The sequence below is a fragment of the Marinococcus halotolerans DSM 16375 genome (assembly GCF_000420725.1).
Lineage (GTDB): Bacteria > Bacillota > Bacilli > Bacillales > Marinococcaceae > Marinococcus > Marinococcus halotolerans.
In genome coordinates, this window is record NZ_ATVM01000013.1 from 69,350 (window position 1) to 92,812 (window position 23,463).

Below are 23,463 nucleotides of genomic sequence, written 5' to 3' on the forward strand. Positions count from 1 at the left end.
TGAATAATCAATGTTAATGGTGAAATGTCCGGAATGCGGACACGAAAACACAGCTTCCATTCAAATGCCCCCGGAAACGCTGGGCACTGAGGCCAACGTTACCGGAAACGAACAGCCGTGCGAAAACTGCCATGCCTCGATTCCGTTGTCCAATGAAAATCTCTATTATAAATAGGCCAAGACTGTTCTTCTAAACACATACCGCTGGAACAAAGAACGACGCCGGGCCGAGGATAGTCCCTCAAACCGGCGTCGTTGGCGTGGTATGTATCTTGGAATGAATATATAATACCCCATTGTGTTTCGAACGGCAAGTTTTGTAACTAAAAAAAGTACATATGCTGCCAATACAAAAACGACGCCGGTTGAGAATTAACCCTCAAACCGGCGTCGTTGACGTAGTATGTATGGTGGAGCCTAGCGGGATCGAACCGCTGACCTCTTGGCTGCCAGCCAAGCGCTCTCCCGGCTGAGCTAAGGCCCCATGTTTTTGCCGTTGAAATATCAGCCGACAAAAAATATTGTACCTCGTCTGTTTCTGTCTGACAAGCCCTTTTTCATGTTTTTATGCAAATTTATAAAAAAGCCGGCCTGCCGGCGGGCAGGCCGAGTTTCTGCTTACTCTTCATTCAGGCGCGTTTCAAGCGCCGTCTGTCGTTCTTCAAATCCCGGTTTGCCGAGAAGCGCAAACATATTCTTTTTATACGCCTCGACACCCGGCTGGTCAAATGGATTAACGCCAAGCATATAACCACTCACAGCGCATGCTTTTTCAAAGAAATAAACGAGGTATCCGAAGTAATATTCATTCCATTCCGGAATATCAATAATAATATTTGGCACGCCCCCATCCGTATGGGCAAGAAGCGTTCCTTCAAATGCCTTCTCGTTGACAAATCCCATCGTTTCCCCGGATAGATAATTTAAGCCATCCAGATCATCATCGGTGTTTTTTAATTCCAGAGCGCTCCCTGCATCCTGGATATGCAGCACTGTTTCAAGCAGATGACGACGGCCTTCCTGGATATACTGTCCCATCGAGTGCAGATCTGTGGAGAAATCGACTGCAGCCGGGAACAATCCTTTGCCGTCTTTACCTTCGCTTTCCCCGTACAGCTGCTTCCACCATTCAGATACAAAGTGCATGTGCGGCTCATAGTTCACCAGCAGTTCAATAGCTTTTCCCTTCTGGTATGCAGCGTAGCGGATAGCAGCGTAACGGTAGGCCGAATTTTCTTTTACGCTCTGAAGCTTGCCTGCTTCCATGGCGGCAGCTGCCCCTTCCATCATTTTTTCCACGTCCAGGCCTGCCGCGGCAATCGGCAGAAGACCTACGGCTGTAAGAACAGAATAACGGCCGCCGACGTCATCCGGCACGACGAACGTTTCATAGCCCTTTTCATCAGCCAGCGTTTTTAAAGCACCTTTGCTTTTGTCCGTCGTAGCGTAAATTCTTGAAGCTGCTTCCTCTGCCCCGTACTTATTTTCGAGCCAGTCCCGGAAAACCCGGAACGCAAGAGCCGGCTCTGTCGTAGTCCCGGATTTTGAAATGACGTTCACAGAAACGTCCTTGCCCTCCACCATTTCAAGAAGGTCATGCATGTAGCGCTGACTGATCTGGTGACCGGCGAAATAAATTTCCGGGCCGTTTCGTTTAGAGCCTTCGAGCTGGTTGCGAAACGAATGGCTCAAGCTGTCGATAGCCGCTTTTGCTCCGAGATAGGAGCCCCCGATACCGATTACAATCAACACGTCCGAATCCTTTTTGATTTTTTCCGCTGCCTGCTGGATGCGCGAAAATTCCTCTTTGTCGTATGTATCCGGAAGATCTACCCACCCGAGATATTCTGAACCGGCACCGGTTTTTTCGTGAATCATGCGATGGGCCGTTTCCACCATAGGCTGCAGCTGCTCGATCTCATGCTCTGATATTTCCTGAGAAATATTTTTGCTATTCACTTCAATTTGCTTTGCCATATTATTACTGCCTCCCTTAAATGTGTTTTACTTTTTTCTCCGTCTCTGTAATCCTTCTCTATTATAAAGAAAAACCGGAACGCCCGCAAAACGTTCTTCAAGTATCTGTACCCGTTTCAACTGTATAAAAAAACCGCCGCTCGAAAGCGACGGTTCTAAAAACGGGAATGATTATTTCCGTACACGTTTATTCAGATCTGCCTGGATTTCATTGGATTGCTTCAGCCAGTCTTTTAATTTATCTTCAAGAGTATTAAATCCCTGGGTGTCGTTACTGCTCTGCTGGGCTGGACGGCCGCTGCTTTTGCTTTGACGCGGTGCCTGGCTCTGCGGACGGCTTTCGCTTTTTTCCGGTGCCGGAAGAGTATCCCGGATAGAAAGAGAAATCTTTCCTGATTCCTGATCGACGGATTTGATTTTCACTTTAACTTCATCGCCTACTGAAAGTGCTTCGTTAATATCTTTAACGTAGCCGTGGGCAATTTCAGAAATGTGAACCAATCCTTGCTTATTTCCGTCGAGCGCAACGAACGCGCCGAATGGTTTAATCCCCGTTACTTTCCCCTCGACGATTGCGCCTACTTCATATTGCTGTACTGACATTCAAACAACTCCTATAACTTTTTATTAACTTTCAAATTATAGCATTATTTTCGGGATTCGGCAATCGATAAACTCAAGGCCTGTTCTTGACAAAAGTCCCGTATGTTCGGTACTTTAAAGGAATAAATTAATTTTAAGGAGGAACCTACTATGAGCCAACCACGTGAACAGTGGGGGACGAGGCTTGGGTTCGTATTAGCAGCAGCCGGATCTGCCATTGGTCTGGGCGCTGTCTGGCGTCTGCCGTATGTCGCAGGAACCAGCGGCGGCGGGGCTTTTTTTCTGATTTTTGTTGCTTTTACGCTCATTCTCGGAACCGCTTTATTAATAGCCGAATTTGTAGTCGGGCGCCGCACTCAGAAGCCGCCGGTCCCTGCCTATAAAACTATTGCGCCGAACACTCCATGGTTTTTCAACGGTATCATGGGCATGATTTGTGCTATTCTAATTTTATCTTTTTATTCCGTTGTCGGAGGCTGGATTATTATTTACTTCGTCCGGAGCCTTGGAGGTCTTGCAAGTGAAGGGACAGACTACGGAGCCCTTTTCGGTTCAATTATTTCAAACCCATGGGAAGTAGGTATCGCCCATCTTGCCTTTATGCTGATTACGATTCTTGTCGTGCAGGGCGGTGTGCGTAAAGGCATCGAACGGACGACCAACTGGATGATGCCTGCCCTGTTTATTTTATTTATTGTAATTGTCATCCGTTCGCTTACCCTTGAAGGAGCCGGTGAAGGTATTGCTTTCTTTTTGCAGCCGGACTTCAGTGCAGTCACAGGCACCACGATCCTATTCGCACTCGGCCAGGCGTTTTTCTCGCTCAGCCTCGGTAACTCTGTAATGGCTACATACAGTTCATACCTTCCGAAGGAAAAAAGCCTGATCAACTCAGCTTTTTCTATCGTCGTATTAACGATTATTATTTCGCTGCTTTCCGGACTTGCTATTTTCCCGGGAGTGTTCGCTTTTGATATTCCGCCGGATGCCGGCCCGAATCTAATTTTCATTGTACTGCCGGCGGTGTTTGAGCAGCTTGCCCTCGGTTCGCTGTTCTTTACGCTGTTTATGCTCCTGCTTGTATTCGCCACGTTAACTTCGGCATTTTCACTGCTTGAGATTATCGTTTCCTCAGTGTCTTACAAACGTCCGGACAGCCGTGGGCGCACAGCCTGGGTCGTCGGTATTCTGATTTTCATCCTCGGCATTCCGTCGAACCTGTCGTACGGGCTGCTTTCTGACTGGCTTATTTTTGGCAACACCTTCTTTGATTCCATTGATATTCTCACAAGTAACTTCCTGCTTCCTCTCGGAGCACTAATCGTATCTTTGTTTCTTCCATTAAAAATTAAGAAAGCAGATCTGCGTGATGAAGTAATGAGGGGCTCTGTGATGGGAAATGGGGTATTTCTCCTGTGGTTTACCGTCATTCGCTACATCGCTCCGGTAGCAATTATCATCGTATTCATCAATTCCCTTATCGGATTATTCTCAGGAGCCTAAAAAAAGCAGCCCGCGGGCTGCTTTTTTTAATCTTTATACTGGCGTTCCGGAATATGCTTTTCCTGAATAACGCCGCGATCAATGAAATCGCGGACAAAGCTTTGAAACGATTCCTTGTCCTCCGAGTTCTCCGAAAGAGCTTCAATATTGTTCACGAATTTCAGCTGATCGTAATCATATTTAAACTGGCCGGTAAAGCCGCGGGCAATTACCTTCCCGTAATGCCAGCAGCAGTTTTTATCCTTCGTGTTTAACGCTTTTGATAAAATAACCAGTGCCTCAAGCAGGCTGTTTGTAACAACCGGATCATTTTCAGAGTACGAGGCAATATGACTGAAGGCAGAGTATACATAAAAGGAGAATTCTTCATCCTGCATAATCAGGCGCAGCGTTTCATCTTCATCCGTTAAGTACGGAGTAAATTTTGTAACCTTGGAAATCGAAAACAGCAGGTCCGTTAACTGGTAAATAGCATCCTGGGCGGTCATGGGCTCATCGTTTCCGATTGATTTGATCGCAATTTCGGTCAATTTCCGAATGCCGAACTCCAAATCCTGCACTTCTGTTTTGCTGTGCCCCAGGTATAAAAACTGGCGGAATTTCTGTTCATTGATCGCCATGTCCGCGCTGCTGTCCGTTTTCCAGTATTTAAATAACGTAATTCCTTCCATCACGAAGTCACCGACGCGGCGCTCCATCTGAATAACGACCCCGTCTTTTCTGGCTTCTCTTATCAGCTTGCCAAAATCCACCACCTGCAGAAAGCCGGTCCGCTCACTGGCCACTACGTGGGCTTCGCCGTGTGTTTTTTCCCGGAAGACCCGGTTGGGGTCCTGCGGACGGTATGGCTCCAGGTCATAAATGAGCGTATTCAAAATACGCAGCTGGGATTCTTCTTTCATGGAATTCGTAATGCTTGATACCTGCATCCATCTCGTTGCATGGTTGATAAACAAAATAAAATTGATGACAGAAATAGAAGTCATTACCACACCGGAGATAGGGAAAATAACGTATTCACTCATGCTTGAATCAAGGAAGAAGAATACAAACAGCAGGAAAAAGAAACATAGGTTAAAGATCCCGATCGAGTGCTGGGTTTTCCGGTCGGCAATAAAGTTAAAAAGCACCCGAGGGGTAAATTGTCCCGAAAAGCTCGTCAGCACGACGAGAATTGAGTTAAATGTAAAAGCGTTCAAGGTGAGTACGCCGGAGAGCATCGTGCTGTACATCGTCTGCGCCAGACTGTATTCCGTCGAAAACACCGGCAGCGAATTGAACGCCGGCTGCAGGCCAAATTCTGCCCAGTAGGCCACCACAGAAAGTACGGCCGCGAGCATGATGTAAATAGCCGGAAGCACCCACAAGCTCGAGCGTACTTCATACCACTGCTGGCGGTAAGACATGCTCATCATCTGCCGGATTTTTTTCGGCAGCATGCGTCGAATAGCATTTTTCAATAAATTCATCCTCTCTATACGAACCAGAAATACGTATGTAAGTCCCTGTAGTGTTTTCCCTTCCGTTTATGTTTTAAACTGAAGTCAGTATAGTGCAACCTTACATGAAAAAACCGGCAGCGAAAACCTGCCGGTCCGTATTTTTTTATCCATGCCGGTCCATAAAGCGTTTGAACCGCTCCATGGCCTCTACAAGCGATTCCAGCGAAGTAGCATACGAGCAGCGGACATGCCCTTCTCCTCCTGAACCAAAGACCGTTCCCGGCACCACAGCCACCTGCTCCTCTGTCAGAAACGCCTCGGCAAACGTCTCGGCATCCATACCAAGCTTTTCAATCGTAGGGAATGCATAGAAAGCGCCGAGCGGTGTGTGGCACTCGAGCCCCATCTCCGCAAACGTCTTCACTAAATAATTGCGGCGCTGACGGTAGCTTGCCACCATTTTCTCGACATCGGCACGCCCGTTTTTCAACGCTTCGAGCGCTCCAAACTGAGCGGAGGTGGAAGCACACATCATCGTATACTGATGAATTTTAAGCACTGCAGCCATAATGTCTTTCGGACCGCATACATACCCTACCCTCCACCCTGTCATCGCAAAGGCTTTTGAAAAGCCGGAGATCAAAATGGTGCGCTCGAGCATCCCCGGAAACGCCGGAAGGCTTGCATGCTCATAATCATAGCTGAGTTCGGCATAAATTTCGTCCGAGACAGCCAGCAGGTCATAGTCCTTAATGACCTTTACGACCGGCTCGAGCTCCTCTTTTGACATGTGGGCTCCGGTCGGGTTGTTTGGGTATGAAAGAAGCACCGCTTTCGTTTTCGAAGTGATAAGGCCTTCAAGGTCTTCTGCGTTGATTTTAAAGTCGTGTTTTTTTGTCGTTTCAAGCGGTACGGGCACCCCTCCGGCCATAGTGATGATCGGCGCGTAGGAGACAAAGCAGGGTTCTGCGACAATTACTTCATCCCCCGGATTAATAATCGCCCGAAAAGCTGCATCGATGCCCTCACTTGCCCCCACAGTAATCACAATATCCGATTCGGGATGATACGAGACGCCGAAGGAGTTTTCGAGATAATATGAAACGGCTCTCCGGAGTTCAATCAATCCGGCATTTGCCGTATAGGAGGTAAAGCCTCTCTCCATCGACACAATGCTCGCTTCCCTTACATTCCACGGCGTCACAAAATCCGGTTCCCCCACCCCAAGGGAAATGACGTTATCCATCGTAGAAGCTAAATCAAAAAAACGGCGTATACCTGAAGGCTTTAACTGCTGTACGGTTTCTGACAGTCTGTGCTGCTGTGTGGAGGAAGTATTCATGGCGAAACCATCATTCTGTGATCTTCATCGTCATCGCCAAACACTACTCCGTCGTGTTTATACGTTTTTAGGCGGAAATGCGTCGTCGTGGAAATAACCGAATCAAGCGCCGACAGTTTGCCAGAAACAAACGAAGCGATTTCAGACATCGTTTTTCCCTCGATGACCACCTGAAGGTCATACGTACCAGATACCAAATACAGAGCCTTCACCTCCGGAAAACGATGAATTCGTTCCGCTACTTCATCAAAACCGACCCCCCGCTGCGGAGTGACTTTTACATCAATCATTGCCGTCACACCGTCATGGTTATTGACTTTACTCCAGTCCACCACAGTAGCGTATGTGACGATTACTTTGTTTTCCTCTAACTTTTTCAGCATCATTTCTACTTCTTCTTCTGTTTGATCTATTAGCTTGGCAATTGTTTTAATATCCATTCTGGCATTCTGCTCCAACAAATGCAGAATCTCTAACTCTTTTTCATTCAAGAATGGCAGCCCCTTTCTCTCTCTTCAGAATTACATCTCCTGTGTACTATTGTACACTAAGAGAGGACACCAAACGATATGTCCTTCTTTTTTACACTATTTTTTTAGATGGTATATAAAACATTATCAAGCTTTCCACGAAAATTTTCAAATTGATTCACTGCTAACTACAAAAACCCTTTTAAAATTTATTCAAAAAAGGAATCAGTAAAAATGGAGGCGATAATATGGCATCAGAAAAACCCCATGTAAATCAACAGTCCAATGTAGCTTTTGTAGTTCTCGATATGATAAATGATTTAGATTTTCCGGACAGTGACGAGTTACTCCCACATGCCCTTGATGCAGCTGAAAATGTTAAAAACTTAAAAAAGCAGGCGAAAGAAAAAGATATCCCTGTTATTTACGTGAACGATAATTACGGACGCTGGCAGAGCAATTTCCCTGATCTGGTAGAATACTGCAGACGTGACGGCGTGCCAGGCAAACCAGTAGTAGAAAAAATCCTTCCCGATGACGATGACTATTATATACTCAAACCTCAGTTTTCCGGATTTTTTGCCACTCCGTTGGAAATCCTGTTGAACTACCTCGGGGTTACGACAATTATATTCGCCGGCGTCGCCGGGAACATGTGTGTCCACTTTACAGTAAACGATGCTTATATGCGCGGGTATAAATTAATGGTCCCACAGGACTGCACCGCATCAAACAGTATGCAGGCCAATGAAGAAGCCATTAATTTAATGAGTAAGGTACTCGGTGCCGACACTAGAGACAGCACTGACTACGATCTGGAAAAAATCATCCAGGAGGCCCAGGAGCTTCCGCAGCCGACTCATTCTTCATAAACACGTAAAGCTTCCGGGTGCCCGGAAGCTTTTTACATACTGGCATTTACACCAAAGAGGCACCAAATAAAAGCATCCTTCCGGAGTCACCGGAAGGATGCTTAATAATTATGCTTCAAATACACGTTCGAGTGAAGCCTTGTCCTGGTTGAGCCAGTTGCGGAAAACCTGCTTGGCGCCTTCAAGATCATGAAGCTTCGCCTGGCCGCACTGCAATTCAGTTGCCGCCGGCACTTCGGTCACTTCTACGCCGTCTTTCATTGTTTTTTCAAGAATATCGATGATCTCACTTACCGCCGGCTCCCCGTTCATAATCAGATAAAAGCCTGTCTGACAGCCCATCGGTGAAAGATCAATGACTTCAAAATGATCGTAGTCTTCAGCATATTCACGAATATTTAATGCAAGCAGATGCTCCATTGTATGAATCGTCGGCGGCTCAAGGTTATCCTCATTCGGCTGACAGAAACGGATATCGAATTTAGTGACGATGCCGTCACTTCCAACCTTCTGCACGCCTGCCTGACGGACGTACGGAGCAACTACTTTCGTATGATCGAGTTCAAAGCTTTCTACTTTTGCCATATCGTTACGTTCACTCCTTTATTATTTTCTTCTACCTATTGTATCGTTTCCCGCGCGTAATTCCAAATTAAACAATTACGGACAAAAAACCCCGGCATCTTTTGGCCGGGGCTTCAAAAATTTACTATTCGACTGATTCGCCGGTGATTTCTTCGATTTCGCCTTCAAGCGTCGTCAGAATTTCTTCTGCGTCACCGCCGACCTCTTCTACGTAGTAATCACGCATTGGAAGGGTCACTTCCCGGAATTCCGCGCGCTGGTCTTCACTCAGTTCCACCTGTTCAATGTCTGATTCACTGGTCATCGTCTCGCGGGCCTGTTCGTTCTGCTCGATCTGCTCGTCATACACCCAGTCCTGCATTTCTGTTACCGTCTCATCGAAGGTTTCTTTCAGATCATCGGGAAGCTCATTATAGAACTGCGGATTCACTGTCGTCATCGCTACGTAGGAGTTCTGGTTGGAAATCATCAAATGACTCTGTACCTCGTCATAAGAAGAAGCTTCGATAAAGAACAGCGGGTTTTCCTGACCGTCCACTGTCCCATTATCAAGAGAAGTATAAAGCTCCCCGGCGCTCAGAACCTGAGGATCAGCCCCGTATTCACGGTACGTCTGCTGAAGCAGTGGTGAATTCTGGGTTCTCATTTGAAACCCGTTGAAATCGTCCGGTGACTCAATCGCCTTGTTACCAGTCCACTGCATTGCTCCTTCACTCCAGAAGGAAAGCGGCATAATATCTTCTTCTTCATATCTGGCAGCTAACGTGTCGTTTAATGCTTCACTTTCATTCAACACCTGCTGCACGTCTTCCTGATCATTTGGAAACAAAAACTGCAGGGAGAAAACCTGCCCTTCCTCTACCATTGTTCCTGTAAAGCCTGGTGAAACAACAGCCATTTCCACTGCCCCCTGCTGAAGCTGCTCCACCTGGTCCACTTCACTGCCGAGTCCACCGAACTCCACCGGTTCGATCGTCACCTGGCCATCTGTCTTTTCGTCCATCCGGCTCGCGAATTCCTGCGCATATTCATACTGCACCTGGCCTTCATTTTCTTCTGTCACAAAGGTCCATTCATATGTTTCTTCGCCGTCACCGCCACTGCCGCTTTCACCGCCACCACCACCGCCGCAGGCTGCGAGTACTGCTGCTGCAGAGAGAGTCGTTCCTGTCAACAAACCAAGCTTTTTCTTTTTCATGTGTAATTCCCCCTTATAAGTAATAACACGAATGATCTGGCTGTCGGAGAGAAGGCCATTCGCCACCCCCTTCCTCATCCAGCCTCCTGTTAATTATCAGGAAGTAAAAACGTTGAAATAGGCTCAAATGAGATAAGCAGAACTGCAATAACGAGCATCATCACAATAAACGGAGGCGTTCCACGGATCGTATCGAGATATGATCGGTTAAATACCGCGCTCGCGGTAAATATATCCACCCCAAATGGGGGAGTAGCAGAGCCAAGTGCTGCCTGGAAGGTGATAACCACCCCTAAGTGAACCGGGTCCACCCCTGCCTGGATCGCAGCTGGATAGAAAATTGGAGTCAAAATGAGAATAACTACAATTGGGTCTACAAACATACAGCCGATAAAGAAGAAAATAGATACAATAATCAAAACATAAATAGGCCCCGGGTCCCCTGCAAGGAACGTGTCTGTAATCATTTGTGGAATACGGGCAAACTGAATGACCCAAGCAAATACCTGACCGCCGGCTACAAGCATAAAAACGGCCGACGTTACGAGCCCTGAAGATAAGGCAATGCTGAACATCTGCTTTAGCTTCACTGTACGGTAGACAATAACTTCCAATACAAAGGCGTACAAAACAGCCATTGCCGCTGCTTCTGTCGGGGTGAAAAGGCCAGAGTAAATTCCACCGATAATAATGACTGGAAATAATAAAGGAAAGATCGCATCAAAGGTCATTTTCCCGCGCTCTTTCCAAGGAATTTTAGCTGCGAGCGGGATGCTGTAAATTTTTGCGTGTATGTAGGCATAAAGGGTAAAAAAGACAAATACGAGAAGCCCTGGGCCGATACCCGCAATAAACATATCACCAAGGGAAGTGCCCGAAATTAAAGAATACATGATCATTCCTATGCTCGGTGGTATGAGGAGGGCGACGTCACTTGCATTAATAATAAAAGCAATCGCCGTAGAGTCTTTGTACCCTACCTTTAACAGCCGCTGTCTCATTGGCCCGCCGATCGCTACCACCGTAGCCTGTGTAGACCCGGAAATCGAACCGAAGATGGTGCAGGCGGCCGCGGTGGTAATTGCATAACCTCCCCGGAGGTGACCGACAAATGCGCCAATAAAATCAAGCAGCCGCCTGGACGTGTGGCCCTGTGACATAATATCTGCTGCAAAGATAAACATCGGGACCGCCAAAAGCACATAGCTTGATATACCTTCAAGCATCTGCTGCAGCATAATGAACGGATCCACGGCATCAAAGAAAAACAGCACTATCACCAGCGGAGCCAAAATTAATGGAACCATCATAGGAAAACCGAGTGCTAAAAAGATGACCATTATCGCAAGTAATGTAAAAAGCATAATTGGTTCCTCTCATTCTCCGTAAATTTTATAGTTGATTGGATTCTTTCGCTTCTTTCTCTGTATCATAGTCTTTTCGTTCCGCTGCGATATATACGTCTTTATTTTTTACGTTCACCCAGAAGTTTCTTAAAAACTGAATACCTCCGAGCAAAAAGCCAATGGGTGCCCACACTACCATCCATACATAGGAAATCCGAAGGTAGTTGGTGACCCTGTTTTGTGAAGAGAGCACATAGTCATAGGAATAATAGGCCAGGGCAAACAAAACTAAAGCTGTAACAAGCGGAATAATGAGCGCCAGCGTTTTCCGGAATTTATACGGAACATTATCAAACAAGGCCGTCATGCTGATATGCCTGCCCTGCCTGGCCACATAGCCGAGCCCGAGAAATGTCGCCATGTAAATCGCAATCTGACTGATTTCTTCTGCGAACGCCCATCCCCCGAGGCCGAGGTTCCTGCTGATGGTATTGCCTGCCACCATCACTGTTATTGTAATGATCGAAAGCGACAGAACCGCCTCTTCAGTGCGTTTGAGACCTAAGTCAAGCCACTTTAATATTTTCAATTTTCAAACACCCATTTCTGCATTTTTTTCAATTTTAAAAAAATATTTGCTGGATTTGAATTAGATGCAGGTCTGCTCTCCTGCGATGATATGTAATTATAGAAATTTTTTATAATAAGTTAATGTAAGTATACTTAACATATACAATTGTTGCAAATCGTTTAGGTACATTCTATCCCTTTTATCCTTTATATACTAGCACCTAATCCCCAGTAATTCGTGCTGACGCCTGCTTTGGTCCTGAGATCCTCCGTAGCAGCGGTTTTTCTGGATCATATCTATTTTTTTAGATTGTTCATCTTTTTCTTCTTTATTAAAACGATGGCACGACGAACCTGATGCCATGTGATAAAATATTGTTGCCTGTACTTATATTTATCATAATGTGGGCTGTTCCTCATCCTTACTAACTGCCAAAATTCAGAAAGGACGTTCGTGAATGGAATTACTGCAGAACTTCCCACTCTTAGTGGCATTATCTTCTATCTTATTAGCACAGGCGATTAAAATACCCCTTGGTTTCATTGCTGCCAAGACCTGGGACGCTTCACTCATCACAAGCACCGGCGGCATGCCAAGCTCCCACTCCGCAGCTGTCACTTCTCTTTCTACAGCTATCGGTATTGAAAGGGGCTTTGATTCAAGTCTTTTTGCCATCTGCATTGTTTTTGGCGTTATCGTAATGTTTGATGCTACCGGCGTCCGGAGGCACGCGGGCTACCATGCCACTGTATTGAATCAGCTGGTTAATGACTTTAACCGCCTCGTGACAGAAGCCCGGTCCTGGCAGCAAAAACGTGAGCCCGAAAAACGCCAGGAGCTGAAGGAACTTCTTGGCCACCAGCCGATTGAAGTTATCTTCGGCGCTATCTTTGGGGTGGCTGTAACGTTCGCTGCTCATGCTATTTTCATTGTATAACCAGCCCTTAGTCTTTATATGTCCGCATGCGAAAGAAGCCCCCGGCAAACCATGCCGGGGGCTTCTTCTATGCTTATCCTGTATTCATTTTAGAACGGGCTCTGTCCCTTGCGAAGCAGGAAGCCAAAGCCGCCGAGAACCCATAATGCACGGTTTTCGATCACTTTTTTCATAAAGTAAGCGGGACGGCCGTAAAGCTTTTTCGACCCTACAACGCCAATCGCTTCTTTTCCACCAAGAGAAGCCACTGTACCTTTAATATCAGCTACAAATGCTTCTGTTGGACGCCCTTCCATCAACGCTTTGATGTTGTCGGCAGCTGTTTCGCCCTGTTGAAGAGCGATTTGAGCTGTCGGCGGGAACGGGCGGTCGATTTCTGTATTGATGATCAGGGAACAGTCACCAATGATAAATTCGCGTTTATGACCAGGAGCACGCAGATCGTCATCGACTTTTACACGGGCACGGTTGTTTTCAAAGCCGGATTCCTCGATAAGCGGATTACCGCGGACACCAGTTGCCCAGATTACTGTCGATGTTTTCACGGATTCACCAGTATTGAGCTCTACACTGTTTTCCGTTACTGCTTTGATCGGTGAATCCAGTTTGAATTCCACTCCGCGATTTTCAAGTAAATTCATCGCATACTCCACAAGCTCCGGATCAAAGCCTGGAAGTGCTGTAGGCATCGCTTCGATAACGTACATTTTTACTTTATTGCGCGGTACATCGTACTCTTTGCAAAGCTTAGGCACGCGTTCACTCAGCTCGCCCATAAATTCCATACCGGTAAAGCCGGCACCTGCGACAACGAAGGTCAGGTCTTCTTCTTTTGCTTCATCGCTGTGATAACGGGCAAACATATATTCAATGCGGTCTTTCATCTGGCGGGCGCCGTCCACAGTCCAGCGGTGGTAGGAGTTTTCATAAACGCCTTCGATGCCAAACGTTTCAGAGATAGCCCCAACGCCTACGATAATGTAGTCGTACTGCAGTTCACCACCGGAAGCAAGCGTTACTTTTCTTTCTTCTGTAACGACTTTCGTAGCTTCGTCCTGCACGAAGTTAATTTTATTTAAATCAAGAATTTTACTGACTTTAATACGGGTGCGGTCATGGTGAAGCGTTCCTGCAGCCGGCTCGTGCAGCCAGGTTGTCTGGTAATGATAATCGTGCCTGCTGACCAGCGTAATGTTTGCATTGTCTGTTCCTACTTCTTTTGCGAGCTTTGAAGCGGAAACGAGACCAGCATAGCCAGCGCCTAAAACAACAATATTTGTTTTTCCTGCCATGTCAATCACTTCCATTTTTTAGATTTTTGTTAAAAGCAGCTCATGTATGTGATTTATTTCACGTACATAACTATATCAAACCGCCTTTTCTTTAATAAAAAAGAAAAGTTCGCTTCGTTTTCTGCTTTTAACGCGTTGCTTTTTGTAAAAAAATAGACACAAACCCCGTACTTAATATTATGGGTTTTACTATAATATTTCAACCTTTTTCCCGATTTTCACCTTTTTTCATCCCTTCTTCCTAAATGCGTAAGGGAAATACCCTTGGCACTGATTTTGCTTATGTTACAATGTAACTCTTGAAACAATTTCTCAATTGGTTTCTATTTTTCTCAATCAGTATTATAATGGATTGAAATTTGAAAAGATTCTTGGAGGTGTACCTTAGTGGTATTAGAGTCAGATATATATGATGTGACCATTATTGGCGGCGGCCCTACCGGTTTGTTTACTGCTTTTTACGGAGGGATGCGCCAGGCTAAAGTTAAAATTATTGAAAGCATGCCACAGCTCGGGGGACAGCTTGCTGCCCTTTACCCGGAAAAATTTATATATGACGTTGCAGGGTTCCCGAAAGTCCGTGCCCAGGAGCTTGTGGATAATTTAATTGAACAGATGAACCCGTTCAACCCGGAAGTAGTGCTTGAACAAAGTGTAGAAAATGTCATCCGTAACGAAGATGACCTGATCGAGCTTCACACGGATAAAGGGGTCCATTACACCCGCACTATCATTATCACTGCCGGTGTAGGCGCCTTCCAGCCAAGGAAGCTTCAAATCGACGGCATGGAACCATACGAAGAATCCAACCTTCATTATTTCGTTAACGACCTCCAGGCATTTGCCGGTGAAAAAGTAACGATTCTTGGCGGCGGCGACTCGGCTGTTGACTGGGCGAACATGCTTGACCCGATTGCGGACGTCACTCTTGCCCACCGCCGGGATAAATTCCGCGCCCACGAGCACAGCGTCGAACAGCTGAACCAGTCGAATGTGGATGTTCTCACACCGTTTCAGGTTAAGGATGTTCTCGGAGACGGTGAACGCATTCAGCAGGTTGTGTTTGAAGAAGTGAAGGGTACTGCTGAACAGGTGGTCGACGTTGATTCCCTGATCGTCAACTACGGCTTCGTTTCCTCCCTCGGCCCGATTAAAGAGTGGGGACTTGATATTCATAAAAATTCCATTGTTGTAAACACGAAAATGGAAACGAATATCCCGGGCGTATACGCAGCAGGTGATGTTACGTCCTACGACGGCAAAGTAAAATTAATTGCTACCGGTTTCGGGGAAGCTCCTACAGCAGTGAACAACGCGATGAATTATATTAATCCAAAGGCAAAAGTCCAGCCAGGACACAGCTCCCATATGTTTTAATAAAAAAAACGATCCGTATTCGGGATCGTTTTTTTGCTATTCAAAGCTGATTTCTTCGCCGGTTTCTTCTTCTACCGTATCAGCAAAGCTGCTCTGCTCGTCCTCCGCCTGCTCGAGCACCGGGTTTATATTTTCTCCAATCGACTGCTGCAGATTTTCTGTGCTCATCAATTCTTCAGCAATAAACACGTACTGGTTTGCATAAGAAACGTGCGCGTCATACACTGCCTGCATATCTTCGCCCTCCGGCACGCTGATTGCTTCGACGTTATCGTATGCTGTGACAAAAATGTCTTCCTGCATGCTTTGCAGTTCTCCGGGTCCCCCTTCTTCTTCATCTTCCACAGCGTTCACAGCTTCTGTAAGCTGTGTGTCCAGGCGCTCAAGCTCTGTGGCACTTTCGTCCACTTCCTCTATGTATTGCTGTTCTTCGTCTGATAAGCTGCTTCCACAGCCAGTCAGCATCAGTATACCGAGCGTTCCTGTAAAGATCGTTCGTTTTTTCATAACCCTCTCCCCCCTGCCTTCCCATTTTACAAATTGTGCCTGTCTATGACCAGTAAAACATAAAAAAAACAGCTGTACGCTGACAGCTGCTTTTTCTAACGCTATTATTCTAGCATTTCTCCGGTGTACCTTCTTTGGTTGCGGTCTTGAACGATGCGCCGCAGCCGCAGGAAGCGATGGCGTTCGGGTTGTCGATCGTAAAGCCGCCGCCCATCATGTTTTCTTTAAAATCAATGTTTACGCCGTCGAGAACTGGAGCACTCTCACTGTCTACAACGATTGGAACGCCTTTGATTTCAAGCACCTGGTCGGTTTCTTCTACTATAGAATCAAAACCCATGCCGTAGGATAAGCCGGTGCATCCGCCGCCTTTTACACCTACACGCATATATAGTGAACTGTCGCCTTCTTCTTCAATCATGTCCAGCACGCGCTGTGCTGCTGCATCCGATAATACTAACATTAGTGTTTCCTCCTTTGTGTATCTGAGGCTCATTTACATTATAGACCCTCAGCCTCCGTTCTTCAAATATTACCCTTTTGTTTTTTCGGCCGGACGTTTTTATAGGAAAATACCCACGCTTTGCATATACTTGTAGAAAGAACTTTAAAATCAAGGAGGTATTTTTTGAAAATAATGACTTTTCTGATCCTCGCCCTTGCTGTCGGATGGATCATTATTGCGGAAAACACCAGCCAGACCGTTTCTTTCTCCCTTTTCCAAAGCGCTTCCACTACGAGCAGCGAGACTGATTTAATCGAAGAGCAGGAACAATTGGAAAAGGAGTGGCAGCAGGAATATATGGACGGAAACCACACGTTTGACAATCCAATGGTCATCCAGAACCCTTACGGCGAGGCTCCACTTACCGCCTTGACGAAATTCCGCACAGAAAACCCCAGCCGCATCACCGTAACTGTTGCCAGCCGCGACGGGGCAGAGGACATTACACATACATACCCTGCCTTTAACCAGGAGCATGAGGTGCCTGTTCTCGGTCTGTACCCTGATACGGACAACGAAGTTACTATAGAAGCCGAGGACCGCCAGGGGAATGTCCAGGAGCAGACCGTTTCCATTGAAACTAACGACAATCCTGCCTTCGCTCATGACAGAAAAGTAATAGAAAGCTCCCCTCAGGAAATGGAGCCCGGCCTTACTTTTTTAACCCCTGGTAAATCCAAATTTTATGGAGTAGACGAGCAGGGAGATATCCGCTGGTACTCTTCCCGGACCGGGGGCTTTGTTTTTAAAAGGCTTTCCAACGGCAATCTGTTGCTCGGAGCCTCGCAGTCTGAGGATAATCGCAATGAATATCTGTTTGAGACAGACATGCTCGGAAAGGTTCAGCATCAGTACAAAATTAACCTGCCCAGCTACGAGGACACTAACGTTATTCATCACGATGCCATCGAACTTCCCAACAATAACCTGTTAGTTACCGTGCACGACAATAGTAATTCTTATGAAGAGGATACTATGGTGGAAATCGACCGTGATACCGGCGAAACGGTGGAAACGCTCGATCTAAAAGACATCTTCCCTTCTGAAGCGTACGAAGAATATTCCGGCCCGAACGAAAGCGACGGCGACTGGATGCACCAAAACGCCATTTGGTATGACAAAGAAAAGAAAAGCATTCTTATATCCAGCCGTCATCAGAGTGCAGTAATGAGCTTAACGTATCCAGATATGAATATTAACTGGATTCTTGGGGCACCGGAAGGCTGGTCTGCAGATATGGCCGAAAAAGTACTCGAGCCCGAAAACGATAATTTGAAATACCCAGGAGCCCAGCATGCTCCGATGATTCTTCCGGATCAGGATGCCAATCCGGACACGAAAGACGTTCTCCTGTTCGATAACAACCGGGCAGTCACCCGCGGAGATGAATCCGTCAGCCAGAATTTCAGCCAGGGCATTCAATACCGCATTAATGAAGAGGAAGGCACCGTGGAGACCGTCTGGGATTACGGCAAAGAACGCGGGAAGGATTTTTTCTCCAACGTGGTCAGCGATGCTGATTATATGTACGAAACCGAAAACCGCCTGCTCACCTCCGGGTACCAGAAGGTGGAGGACGGCTACCGGGCCACTGTTGTTGAAACTGCCGGCACCACAGATGAAGTAGTGTACGAACTTGAGCTTTCCGGCATCGAACAGGGCGACGGCCGGGTGGTTTACCGTGCGGAGAGGCTGCCTCTTTATCCGGATGCATGGAATTACTCTTCAGCCTCCCCTGCGGGCGATTCTTCCGAATGAAGAGCTGCTTTGGGCGTTGTTACTTTCCTTCCGGAATACCACGATGTATAATAAGAAACTGAGCCCCGGAAATTCTTGTTAGCTTGATGTCTTTCCCTGGCAGCATACCTTTTGTATACCTACACAGCAGATAAAGTTTTGCACGGACGGTACGGAAGCCGCCTGCAGAGCCGCTGAACTTTACAGTATTTCTTGTACATCGGAAAGGAAGGATTAATATGGCGATCACCTTGAATCGCGACGCCGACATGCAGCGCATTGCCGACAAAGTCCGAGAAGGAGAACGGTTATCCATTGAAGACGGCCTCTACCTCTATGAAACAGCAGACCTGTTAACCGTGGCCCAGTTGGCAAATGAGGTGAACGAAAGAAAAAACGGGGATAACGTTTATTTTATCGAAAATATGTACATCAACCCGACCAACGTATGCGAAGCCAGCTGTTCGTTTTGCGGATTTAAACGAAAGCCCGGCCAGGAAAACGCGTATACGATGCATGAGGAAGAACTGCTTGAATACGTTGAGAAACGCTGGAATGACAACATCCGGGAATTTCACATCGTTGGCGGTCACAACACGGATGTGCCATTTGAATATTATTTAAATACCGTCCGCGTGTTGAAAAAGCATTACCCACAGGCAAAAGTTAAAGCCTATACAGGAGCCGAAATCGAATTTTTTGCCCGTCACGCAGGAATCAGCATGCGCGAAGTCCTCGTAGAACTGCAAAAGGCAGGACTCGATACGCTTCCAGGCGGCGGTGCTGAAATTCTTACCGAGAATTACCGTGCGAAAATGAGTCCGGACAAGGCGACGACGTTTGAATGGCTCGAAGCTCACGAACTCGCTCACGATCTTGGTATGCGCACGCACGCCACTATGCTGTACGGATCGATTGAATCGAAGGAAGAACGGCTCATTCATATGGACCGAGTCCGTGCCCTGCAGGACAAAACCAATGGATTCATGGTCTTTATCCCGCTCGCCATGCAGCCGCGCAAGCTCGATGCCGGCCTGCACCAGCGCACCTCCGCCTTCGATGACCTTCGGACGGTGGCGATTTCAAGGCTCATGCTTGATAACTTTGACCATATTAAAGCATACTGGATTAACATCGGCGCCCAGCTGACCCAGATGGCTCTCACGTTCGGCTCCGACGATATTCACGGCACCCTGATCGAGGAGCGAATTTCCCATTCCGTCGGCGCGCTGACGTCTCAGGGAATCACCCGCAAGGAATTGATCCACCTGATTAAAACAGCTGGAAAAACTCCGGTGGAACGGGATACCTTCTATAATATTGTTAAATCCTATTAAACGTAAAAAAGAGAGCGGACGCCCGCTCTCTTTTTATTTATATTGAGGCCCTTCTTGTTTCATAGTCCCCGGTGCATATAACCTCAGCATTTCCTGTCATCAGTATATTTCCTGACGACTGCCACGTAATATACAGGTCACCGCCGGGAAGATGCACAGTTACCTCTTTGTCTTTTTCACTCTTTCCAGCTGCCACTGCGGCTGCCACCGCCGCACAAGCGCCTGTTCCGCACGCCTGGGTAATACCGGAGCCGCGTTCCCATACTCTAAAATCCATTACGTCGCTGCGGCGCATATGCACAAATTCAATGTTGGCTCCTTCGGGAAAGGCTTCGTGTGTTTCAAGCTCTGCCCCCACCGTTTCGACCGGCGCCTGTTCTGTGTCATCCACAAAGATGACTCCGTGAGGATTGCCCATGGATACAGGCATTAGCTGCCAGGAACGGCCTGCAGCTTCAAGGGACAGCTCTCCCTCTCCCTGCTCTTTGACGGGCACCTGGGCCCAGTCAAACGCCGGAGCCCCCATATCGACGGTCACCAGGCTGACAGTCTGGCCGGTATTGTCCGGATGCACGGTCGCCTTCATCGTTCCTCCGAGCGTTTCGATCGTAAAGCGTTCTTTGTTAACGTAGCCATGCTCGTAAGCATATTTAGCTGTGCAGCGCAGGCCGTTTCCGCAGTTTTTCGCTTCCGATCCATCAGCATTGAACACCTGCATCTTCACGTCTTCATGCGTCGACGGACCGATCAAAATAAGCCCGTCTGAGCCTATTCCTTTATTTTTATCGGCTACCTGCCGGGCAAGCCTCGGCAGCTCATGCTCTTCAAGTGTTTCTTCAAATATATCGACATAAATGTAGCTGTTGCCGAGCCCGTGCATTTTTGTAAATCTCATGACTTTCTCTCCCTTCGTCTCAGCGGCTCTGTCGTCCATAAGTAATCTTCATCTGCAAATACAATATGCATACGTTTATGACAGCACGGCATATTGATATATGTTTTTATTTCCTCTTTTGCCCATTCTAAATCTTTTACTTTCATCGCTGTTAATATATTTCTACTGCCGCAGTACGGACATTCATTAATGTAAATATCTTCACCTATTTTGTCGTACGGCCATGTATTTTCAAAAGGAATGAAATCCATTCTTTTCCCCCTCTTTAAACGTTGAGAAAAAAGCGCCTTCCCTTCTGCAGAAAGACGCTTTTGCATTAAAACATTGGGTTTTCTTCAAGATGAGTATAAATATTGGCAAGAAGATCTTTTTCATCTTCCCCTTCTACCGGCTCCCCGTTCACAAGCGCGTACATATTCATAGAGCAACGGCCGCAATAGCCTAAGCATATATCTTCAATAACATCCAGATTCGGATCTTTTTCAAGTTCTTCCATTGCCCCGTGAGAGCCGTTCGCCAAATTACTCATGCAAAACTCAATAATTGGCCTCACCTTTCATCACCTCTTCCCGGGTTATACGAGTTTATATTAGTCGTCTGCGGCCGCTGCGTCAACCAATTCGTTTGAATGCTCCGTTCACAAAATTGTTTGATATTTTTAAAATTGGTTGCCAAAGCAGCTGTACCTCTCTATAATCAAAATTGACCGCAGTCATTTTTACTGACTGCACAACCGAATTGTTCTCTCTATTGTAACTTTTTTATTTTTGCAAATGCTTTCAGCTGCGCAGAGGGGGCATTCTATGAAACGAACAGAAAAACGAGAGCAGACACGTTCCCGCATTCTGCAGGCTGCTGTGCATTTATTTCAGGAAAAGGGCTTTGAGCAGACGACTGTGCAGGAAATCACGGCTTCAGCCGAAGTCGCCAAAGGGACTTTTTTCAATTACTTCCCTACGAAAGAGTCGATCATGCGTGCACTCGCAGAGGACCGGCTGCTCAGGGTCCATGAATATATGCAGACGTATAAAATTCAGCGTATGACACTTCCCTCCCGTATTCGTGCCTACGCCGGATATTTCCTGGGGGACTTTCACCTGAATCCGTCCCTCACCAGACACATCTGGCGGCATGTGGTCGAGCATGACAGTGCTTTGCTTCGCACGTGGGAACAGCTCCTTCTGAGCGGTGTCCGCCAGCAGGAAATAGACTCTTCCATTTCTTCGAATCGATGGGCCCACATCATCAACAGCTATTTTTACTATCAGCTATCCATCGGAGCTGAAACCGATCGCGAAGAACTACTTCACCATTTTATGCAGCTGGTCCACGCGGGCATAGACAGCATGCTACTCAAAGGGGGACAAGAAACAATGGAAAAAATTATCGTATTAGGCGGAGGCTACGGCGGGATGCGTTTTCTTCAGCGCGTACTCGGCAGCGACCTTCCCCAGGATGTTGATATTACATTAGTGGATAAGCTTCCGTACCACTGTATGAAAACGGAATACTACGCGCTTGCCGCCGGCACTGAGTCGGACCATGACGTGCGTGTTCCGTTTCCCGATCATTCCCGTTTAAAAATTCATTTTGGCACGATCGACCATATCGATATGGAAAATCAGATGGTGATCATGTCTGATTCTGCTTCGCTTCCATATGACAAGCTCATCGCCGGGCTCGGGTCCGTCGACAACTTTCACGGGGTACCCGGAGCAGAAGAACATTCCTACAGTATTCAAAGCATGGAAGCAACACGCCGAACATACGAAGCTATCAGCAACCTTCCGCCAAAATCAGCTGTCAGCATCGTAGGTGCCGGTCTCAGCGGCGTAGAACTGGCCAGTGAACTGCGGGAGAGCCGCTCGGATCTTCACATACGTCTGTTTGACCGTGGGGAAACCATTCTTCCAATGTTTCCGAAGCGGCTTAGTAACTACGTACAAAACTGGTTTGAAAAGCATGACGTTGAAGTCATCAGTAATTCCGATATCACTACTGTGACGGCGGAAGGGCTTTACAACCACGAAGATTGGATTCAGTCTGAAGCAATTATTTGGACTGCAGGCATTCAGCCCAACAAAATCATTCGCGAGCTTAATACGGAAAAAGACCGCAAAGGACGCATTGTTTTAACCCCCCATCATCATTTAACCAACGATGAAAATATTTTTATCGTCGGGGACTGTGCCAGCCTGCCGCACGCTCCAAGCGCCCAGCTTGCCGAGGGCCAGGCAGAACAAATCGCCACGATTATGAAAAAAAGGTGGAAGAACGAGCCGCTGCCAGAGACGATGCCTGAGATCAAGCTCAAAGGCACCCTTGGATCGTTAGGCAAAAAGCACGGCTTCGGGGTGATGGGCGGCACTGCCAAAGCAGCAGTTACCGGCCGCGTGGCCCGTCTGTTAAAAAGCGGCGTGCTCTGGATGTACAAAAACCATTCCGGCGTATAATAAACAAAATAATTTCATGTTTCACCAGAAAGGGTCTGCTCAGGATGCAGATCCTTTTTTACATCCGAGGGGCACTAATTGATTCTCACTAAGTAAATCATCATACATAATATGAAAAAATTAGAAAATTAAAATGATATTTGGCTTGAAAAGACATAATGCTGTTGACGGTTGCTTCTGAGAGCGTAAAATATTTTGTGTAAACGAGCGAACACGAAAAAAGGAAGTCCTTTTCTAGTAGAATGAAGTTAGCCGACCACATTCACAGAAAAGAGGACTTCCCTATGAATAATTTTACTACAGATATTGCTCACGCTCTAGTCCAACATCAGGATGTCAACGAGATCTTCCGATCTCATTTGGAACACGCCGTCAATCAGCTGCTTCAAACCGAATTAACGTCTTTTTTGGATTACGAGAAGTACGATGCGGCCGGCATTGGTTCCGGCAATTCCCGCAACGGCACGTACGAGCGCACGCTGAAAACCGAATTTGGGGAGCTGTCGCTGGCGAT

General features: G+C 46.9%; 24 protein-coding genes and 1 tRNA gene. 9 read left to right on the top strand and 16 right to left on the bottom strand.

Annotated elements, in window-relative coordinates:
• The first annotated feature begins 10 nt into the window (after positions 1-10).
• Positions 11-175, top strand: coding sequence for a hypothetical protein (locus G548_RS19225; protein WP_022794120.1), 165 nt, complete (start codon positions 11-13; stop codon positions 173-175).
• A 233-nt stretch (positions 176-408) separates the two neighbouring features.
• On the opposite strand, the gene G548_RS0110520 is transcribed toward G548_RS19225, so the two are convergent.
• From G548_RS0110520 to yugI, 3 genes are all read right to left on the bottom strand, one after another.
• Positions 409-484: transfer RNA gene (locus G548_RS0110520), tRNA-Ala, on the bottom strand.
• Positions 485-618: 134 nt separating this feature from the next.
• Positions 619-1,977, bottom strand: coding sequence for a glucose-6-phosphate isomerase (locus tag G548_RS0110525; RefSeq protein WP_022794121.1), 1,359 nt, complete (start codon positions 1,975-1,977; stop codon positions 619-621).
• A 171-nt stretch (positions 1,978-2,148) separates the two neighbouring features.
• Positions 2,149-2,580 carry a S1 domain-containing post-transcriptional regulator GSP13 gene (yugI, locus tag G548_RS0110530; protein ID WP_022794122.1) on the bottom strand — a complete coding sequence of 144 codons (432 nt, stop codon included), beginning with the start codon at positions 2,578-2,580 and terminating at the stop codon, positions 2,149-2,151.
• Positions 2,581-2,730: 150 nt separating this feature from the next.
• On the opposite strand from yugI, the gene G548_RS0110535 reads away from it, so the two are divergent.
• Positions 2,731-4,083, top strand: coding sequence for a sodium-dependent transporter (locus tag G548_RS0110535; RefSeq protein WP_022794123.1), 1,353 nt, complete (start codon positions 2,731-2,733; stop codon positions 4,081-4,083).
• Between the two features lie 26 nt (positions 4,084-4,109).
• On the opposite strand, the gene G548_RS17920 is transcribed toward G548_RS0110535, so the two are convergent.
• The 3 genes from G548_RS17920 to G548_RS0110550 all read right to left on the bottom strand — a co-directional run bounded on the left by G548_RS17920 (position 4,110) and on the right by G548_RS0110550 (position 7,307).
• Positions 4,110-5,543, bottom strand: coding sequence for a DUF2254 domain-containing protein (locus G548_RS17920; RefSeq protein ID WP_022794124.1), 1,434 nt, complete (start codon positions 5,541-5,543; stop codon positions 4,110-4,112).
• Between the two features lie 145 nt (positions 5,544-5,688).
• Positions 5,689-6,867, bottom strand: coding sequence for an aminotransferase (locus G548_RS0110545; RefSeq protein ID WP_022794125.1), 1,179 nt, complete (start codon positions 6,865-6,867; stop codon positions 5,689-5,691).
• Positions 6,864-7,307, bottom strand: a complete 444-nt coding sequence (locus G548_RS0110550) for an Lrp/AsnC family transcriptional regulator (RefSeq protein WP_051143862.1) — start codon at positions 7,305-7,307, stop codon at positions 6,864-6,866. The genes G548_RS0110545 and G548_RS0110550 overlap by 4 nt, the downstream gene beginning before the upstream one ends.
• A 278-nt stretch (positions 7,308-7,585) precedes the next feature.
• Between G548_RS0110550 and G548_RS17925 the strand changes: the two genes are divergently transcribed.
• Positions 7,586-8,209 (top strand): cysteine hydrolase family protein, encoded by a 624-nt coding sequence (locus G548_RS17925; protein WP_022794127.1) that lies wholly within the window; start codon positions 7,586-7,588, stop codon positions 8,207-8,209.
• A gap of 108 nt (positions 8,210-8,317) precedes the next feature.
• Here G548_RS17925 and G548_RS0110560 read toward each other — a convergent pair whose 3' ends face one another.
• From G548_RS0110560 to G548_RS0110575, 4 genes are all read right to left on the bottom strand, one after another.
• The gene (locus G548_RS0110560; RefSeq protein WP_022794128.1) at positions 8,318-8,794 is read right to left on the bottom strand and encodes an S-ribosylhomocysteine lyase; all 477 of its coding nucleotides are present in this window, start codon (positions 8,792-8,794) and stop codon (positions 8,318-8,320) included.
• 124 nt (positions 8,795-8,918) lie between these two features.
• On the bottom strand, positions 8,919-9,992 hold the full coding sequence (dctP, locus tag G548_RS0110565) for a TRAP transporter substrate-binding protein DctP (protein WP_022794129.1): 1,074 nt from the start codon (positions 9,990-9,992) through the stop codon (positions 8,919-8,921).
• A gap of 89 nt (positions 9,993-10,081) precedes the next feature.
• Positions 10,082-11,356 carry a TRAP transporter large permease gene (locus tag G548_RS0110570; protein ID WP_022794130.1) on the bottom strand — a complete coding sequence of 425 codons (1,275 nt, stop codon included), beginning with the start codon at positions 11,354-11,356 and terminating at the stop codon, positions 10,082-10,084.
• A gap of 28 nt (positions 11,357-11,384) precedes the next feature.
• Positions 11,385-11,927, bottom strand: coding sequence for a TRAP transporter small permease (locus G548_RS0110575; protein ID WP_022794131.1), 543 nt, complete (start codon positions 11,925-11,927; stop codon positions 11,385-11,387).
• Between the two features lie 439 nt (positions 11,928-12,366).
• Here G548_RS0110575 and G548_RS0110580 point away from each other — a divergent pair, with 439 nt between their 5' ends.
• Positions 12,367-12,846 (top strand): divergent PAP2 family protein, encoded by a 480-nt coding sequence (locus G548_RS0110580; protein ID WP_022794132.1) that lies wholly within the window; start codon positions 12,367-12,369, stop codon positions 12,844-12,846.
• An 89-nt stretch (positions 12,847-12,935) separates the two neighbouring features.
• Here G548_RS0110580 and G548_RS0110585 read toward each other — a convergent pair whose 3' ends face one another.
• A complete protein-coding gene (locus tag G548_RS0110585) occupies positions 12,936-14,138 on the bottom strand; it encodes an NAD(P)/FAD-dependent oxidoreductase (RefSeq protein WP_022794133.1) in 1,203 nt (400 codons plus the stop codon).
• 387 nt (positions 14,139-14,525) lie between these two features.
• Between G548_RS0110585 and G548_RS0110590 the strand changes: the two genes are divergently transcribed.
• Positions 14,526-15,515, top strand: a complete 990-nt coding sequence (locus G548_RS0110590; RefSeq protein ID WP_022794134.1) for an NAD(P)/FAD-dependent oxidoreductase — start codon at positions 14,526-14,528, stop codon at positions 15,513-15,515.
• Between the two features lie 36 nt (positions 15,516-15,551).
• Here the strand turns inward: G548_RS0110590 and G548_RS0110595 are convergent, their stop codons facing one another.
• Both G548_RS0110595 and G548_RS0110600 read right to left on the bottom strand, forming a co-directional pair.
• Positions 15,552-16,022 carry a hypothetical protein gene (locus G548_RS0110595; protein WP_022794135.1) on the bottom strand — a complete coding sequence of 157 codons (471 nt, stop codon included), beginning with the start codon at positions 16,020-16,022 and terminating at the stop codon, positions 15,552-15,554.
• Positions 16,023-16,131: 109 nt separating this feature from the next.
• Complete coding sequence (locus tag G548_RS0110600; protein ID WP_022794136.1) at positions 16,132-16,485, bottom strand: HesB/IscA family protein; 354 nt, start codon at positions 16,483-16,485, stop codon at positions 16,132-16,134.
• A 174-nt stretch (positions 16,486-16,659) separates the two neighbouring features.
• On the opposite strand from G548_RS0110600, the gene G548_RS17930 reads away from it, so the two are divergent.
• Positions 16,660-18,285, top strand: coding sequence for an aryl-sulfate sulfotransferase (locus G548_RS17930; RefSeq protein WP_040880948.1), 1,626 nt, complete (start codon positions 16,660-16,662; stop codon positions 18,283-18,285).
• Positions 18,286-18,503: 218 nt separating this feature from the next.
• On the top strand, positions 18,504-19,601 hold the full coding sequence (gene mqnE, locus G548_RS0110610) for an aminofutalosine synthase MqnE (RefSeq protein ID WP_022794138.1): 1,098 nt from the start codon (positions 18,504-18,506) through the stop codon (positions 19,599-19,601).
• A 37-nt stretch (positions 19,602-19,638) separates the two neighbouring features.
• Here mqnE and dapF read toward each other — a convergent pair whose 3' ends face one another.
• From dapF to G548_RS0110625, 3 genes are all read right to left on the bottom strand, one after another.
• Entirely contained in the window at positions 19,639-20,496 is an 858-nt protein-coding gene (gene dapF, locus G548_RS0110615) for a diaminopimelate epimerase (protein WP_022794139.1), read from the bottom strand.
• The gene (locus G548_RS0110620) at positions 20,493-20,747 is read right to left on the bottom strand and encodes a hypothetical protein (protein ID WP_022794140.1); all 255 of its coding nucleotides are present in this window, start codon (positions 20,745-20,747) and stop codon (positions 20,493-20,495) included. The genes dapF and G548_RS0110620 overlap by 4 nt, the downstream gene beginning before the upstream one ends.
• A 65-nt stretch (positions 20,748-20,812) precedes the next feature.
• The gene (locus G548_RS0110625) at positions 20,813-21,049 is read right to left on the bottom strand and encodes a YuzB family protein (RefSeq protein WP_022794141.1); all 237 of its coding nucleotides are present in this window, start codon (positions 21,047-21,049) and stop codon (positions 20,813-20,815) included.
• Positions 21,050-21,299: 250 nt separating this feature from the next.
• Between G548_RS0110625 and G548_RS0110630 the strand changes: the two genes are divergently transcribed.
• Together G548_RS0110630 and G548_RS0110635 are read left to right on the top strand one after the other, a co-directional pair.
• The gene (locus G548_RS0110630) at positions 21,300-22,949 is read left to right on the top strand and encodes an FAD-dependent oxidoreductase (protein WP_022794142.1); all 1,650 of its coding nucleotides are present in this window, start codon (positions 21,300-21,302) and stop codon (positions 22,947-22,949) included.
• A 284-nt stretch (positions 22,950-23,233) separates the two neighbouring features.
• A partial coding sequence (locus tag G548_RS0110635; RefSeq protein WP_022794143.1) for a transposase occupies positions 23,234-23,463 on the top strand: 230 nt, incomplete at its 3' end.

Coding starts and splice junctions, on each gene's coding strand:
- G548_RS0110595 (WP_022794135.1), bottom strand. CDS start 16,022: ATGAAAAAACGAACGATCTTTACAGGAACGCTCGGTATACTGATGCTG.
- G548_RS0110580 (WP_022794132.1), top strand. CDS start 12,367: ATGGAATTACTGCAGAACTTCCCACTCTTAGTGGCATTATCTTCTATC.
- yugI (WP_022794122.1), bottom strand. CDS start 2,580: ATGTCAGTACAGCAATATGAAGTAGGCGCAATCGTCGAGGGGAAAGTA.
- G548_RS0110525 (WP_022794121.1), bottom strand. CDS start 1,977: ATGGCAAAGCAAATTGAAGTGAATAGCAAAAATATTTCTCAGGAAATA.
- G548_RS0110630 (WP_022794142.1), top strand. CDS start 21,300: ATGAAACGAACAGAAAAACGAGAGCAGACACGTTCCCGCATTCTGCAG.
- G548_RS0110560 (WP_022794128.1), bottom strand. CDS start 8,794: ATGGCAAAAGTAGAAAGCTTTGAACTCGATCATACGAAAGTAGTTGCT.
- dctP (WP_022794129.1), bottom strand. CDS start 9,992: ATGAAAAAGAAAAAGCTTGGTTTGTTGACAGGAACGACTCTCTCTGCA.
- G548_RS17925 (WP_022794127.1), top strand. CDS start 7,586: ATGGCATCAGAAAAACCCCATGTAAATCAACAGTCCAATGTAGCTTTT.
- G548_RS0110585 (WP_022794133.1), bottom strand. CDS start 14,138: ATGGCAGGAAAAACAAATATTGTTGTTTTAGGCGCTGGCTATGCTGGT.
- G548_RS0110550 (WP_051143862.1), bottom strand. CDS start 7,307: ATGGATATTAAAACAATTGCCAAGCTAATAGATCAAACAGAAGAAGAA.
- G548_RS0110570 (WP_022794130.1), bottom strand. CDS start 11,356: ATGCTTTTTACATTACTTGCGATAATGGTCATCTTTTTAGCACTCGGT.
- G548_RS19225 (WP_022794120.1), top strand. CDS start 11: ATGTTAATGGTGAAATGTCCGGAATGCGGACACGAAAACACAGCTTCC.
- dapF (WP_022794139.1), bottom strand. CDS start 20,496: ATGAGATTTACAAAAATGCACGGGCTCGGCAACAGCTACATTTATGTC.
- G548_RS17930 (WP_040880948.1), top strand. CDS start 16,660: ATGACTTTTCTGATCCTCGCCCTTGCTGTCGGATGGATCATTATTGCG.
- G548_RS0110545 (WP_022794125.1), bottom strand. CDS start 6,867: ATGAATACTTCCTCCACACAGCAGCACAGACTGTCAGAAACCGTACAG.
- G548_RS0110600 (WP_022794136.1), bottom strand. CDS start 16,485: ATGTTAGTATTATCGGATGCAGCAGCACAGCGCGTGCTGGACATGATT.
- G548_RS0110535 (WP_022794123.1), top strand. CDS start 2,731: ATGAGCCAACCACGTGAACAGTGGGGGACGAGGCTTGGGTTCGTATTA.
- mqnE (WP_022794138.1), top strand. CDS start 18,504: ATGGCGATCACCTTGAATCGCGACGCCGACATGCAGCGCATTGCCGAC.
- G548_RS0110620 (WP_022794140.1), bottom strand. CDS start 20,747: ATGGATTTCATTCCTTTTGAAAATACATGGCCGTACGACAAAATAGGT.